Origin of the sequence: Borreliella californiensis (genome assembly GCF_014205885.1) — a bacterium.
GTDB classification, from domain to species: Bacteria; Spirochaetota; Spirochaetia; order Borreliales; family Borreliaceae; genus Borreliella; species Borreliella californiensis.
Genome location: NZ_JACHFB010000029.1, coordinates 1 through 2,039, shown reverse-complemented (window position 1 = coordinate 2,039; position 2,039 = coordinate 1). Strand labels below are relative to the sequence as shown.

Annotated in this window: 3 protein-coding genes; all 3 read left to right on the top strand. The window is 25.6% G+C overall.

Annotated elements, in window-relative coordinates:
* Nucleotides 1-216: 216 nt before the first annotated feature.
* The 3 genes from HNP67_RS06740 (at nt 217) to HNP67_RS06730 (ending at nt 1,936) form a co-directional block, all read left to right on the top strand.
* A complete protein-coding gene (locus HNP67_RS06740) occupies nt 217-534 on the top strand; it encodes a hypothetical protein (RefSeq protein WP_184125793.1) in 318 nt (105 codons plus the stop codon).
* A 186-nt stretch (nt 535-720) separates the two neighbouring features.
* Nucleotides 721-1,395 (top strand): Bdr family repetitive protein, encoded by a 675-nt coding sequence (bdr, locus tag HNP67_RS06735; RefSeq protein ID WP_236845755.1) that lies wholly within the window; start codon nt 721-723, stop codon nt 1,393-1,395.
* A gap of 106 nt (nt 1,396-1,501) precedes the next feature.
* Nucleotides 1,502-1,936 (top strand): Mlp family lipoprotein, encoded by a 435-nt coding sequence (locus HNP67_RS06730; protein WP_184125789.1) that lies wholly within the window; start codon nt 1,502-1,504, stop codon nt 1,934-1,936.
* The last annotated feature ends 103 nt before the right edge of the window (nt 1,937-2,039 follow it).

Here is a 2,039-nt window from a genome sequence, read left to right as displayed (position 1 = left end):
AGTACATCAAGGAAGCAAAACCAATAGCAAAAAAAGTTTATAACAAGTATTCTCAATTAAAAATGTAAATTACAAAAAGGTTTGTCTTGCAAGAAATTCTCTTTTATAATCTTAAAATCGTTTATTTCTATTGTATTTAAAAGCATTTTATATTTTGGGATAAATTCTTAATAAGGATATAAGATTACTAATATACTATTTATTAAGGAGCACAATATGCAAAAAATTAATTTATTAATATTATTTATGTTTATTATCAGTATTAGTAATTTAATTTCATATGAAATTAAAAAAGATGAAATTATAAAAGTTAAAACTTTAATAGCCTTAGATCAAGGTGGTGATGATCATAGGCTTAAAATTAACTTTCCTATAAAAAAAGAAGATACAAACAAAACTCTATTCGAAATTATAGGGATAGGGTTGGAAAATTTTATTAATCAAATAGGTGCCGAAAATATTCTTGAGGTTAAATCACTAAACCATTTAGCGGGTTTTGGAGTTATTGTAGTATACAAAGAAAAGAAAAAGTAATTTAAGAGTTTTTGTAATACTGTTTTTTAAAAAAATCTACAGTAAAAAAATTTAAAACTGATATTTGGAGTTAAAAATGTAAATTACAAAAAAGTTTGTCTTGCAAGAAATTCTACTTTACATATAAAAATCTCTAAAGCCAACATATCTAAAATAGTGTATAATATGACTATAAGGGAAAATATTATGGAAACAGTGTCAACAAATATTGCAGGTGTAAGTCAAGAACAAATATATAAAGAGTTTCTTCGACTAGGCATGGAACAACTAATAGCACAAGATTTATCTAAAAGATATTATCATAATGAGCTAACGTATAGAGATTTAGAAAATTTAGAAAAACAATTTGATATTAAATTTGATAATCTTGTTTCTGAAATTTCTTACGTAGAAAAGAATTTACAAAAGGATATATCCAATTTAAATACTAAGATAGATTCAGTAGAGAAAAATTTACGAAAAGATATATCTAATTTAGACGCGAAGATTGATAGTGTTAAAAATGAACTTAATTCTAAAATTGATAGTGTTAAAAATGAACTTAATTCTAAAATTGATAGTGTTAAAAATGAACTTAATTCTAAAATAGATAATGTCAAAAACGAACTTAACACTAAAATTGATAATGTAGAGAAGAATTTACAAAAGGATATATCTAATTTAGATATCAAAATAGATAATGTAGAAAAGAATTTAAATGCTAAGATTGATAATGTAGAAAAGAATTTAAATGCTAAGATTGATAATGTAGAAAAGAATTTAATGTCTCTTTCAGAAATGCTTAAATGGGTATTAGGAATTATGGGGGCAATGTCTATAACAATGATAGCAGGGCTAATATTTGCTTTTATTTCCAAATAGCTACCAACTCACTTAAAGAATATCAATTCAAATAATAATTGTTTATCCAATATTTAGTATTAATAATTGATTTATTAAACATTATTAATAAAAAAACGGAGTAACAATGAAAATCATCAACATATTAATTTGTTTATTTTTACTAATGCTAAACGGCTGCAATTCTAATGATACAAATACTAGCCAAACAAAAAGCAGGGTAAAGCGTGATTTGACCCCAAAAGAAGTAACACAAGAAAAACCAAAATCTAAAGAAGAACTACTTAGAGAAAAGTTATCTGATGCCCAAAAAACACAACTTGACTGGTTAAAAACTGCTCTAACTGATGCTAGAGAATTTGATACATTTTTACAACATGATGAATCTAAAATAAAAGACGCACTTGATCATATAAAAAAAGAACTTGATAGTTGTAATGGAAAAGATAGTGAAGAAAATCTGAAAACTACTTTCAAGCAAATAGTTCAAGGAGCCCTTAAAGGAGGCATAGATAAATTTACAGATCAAGCAAGTAGTACCTGCGGCAATGGTGATAATTAATTTAGCAGGCCCCCAAATAGGGGGCTTTAATATTGCTATGCTACAAATATCTCATCAAACCGTTCATATTCTTTTAAGACACTAAAGAATATTAATGGGCTAG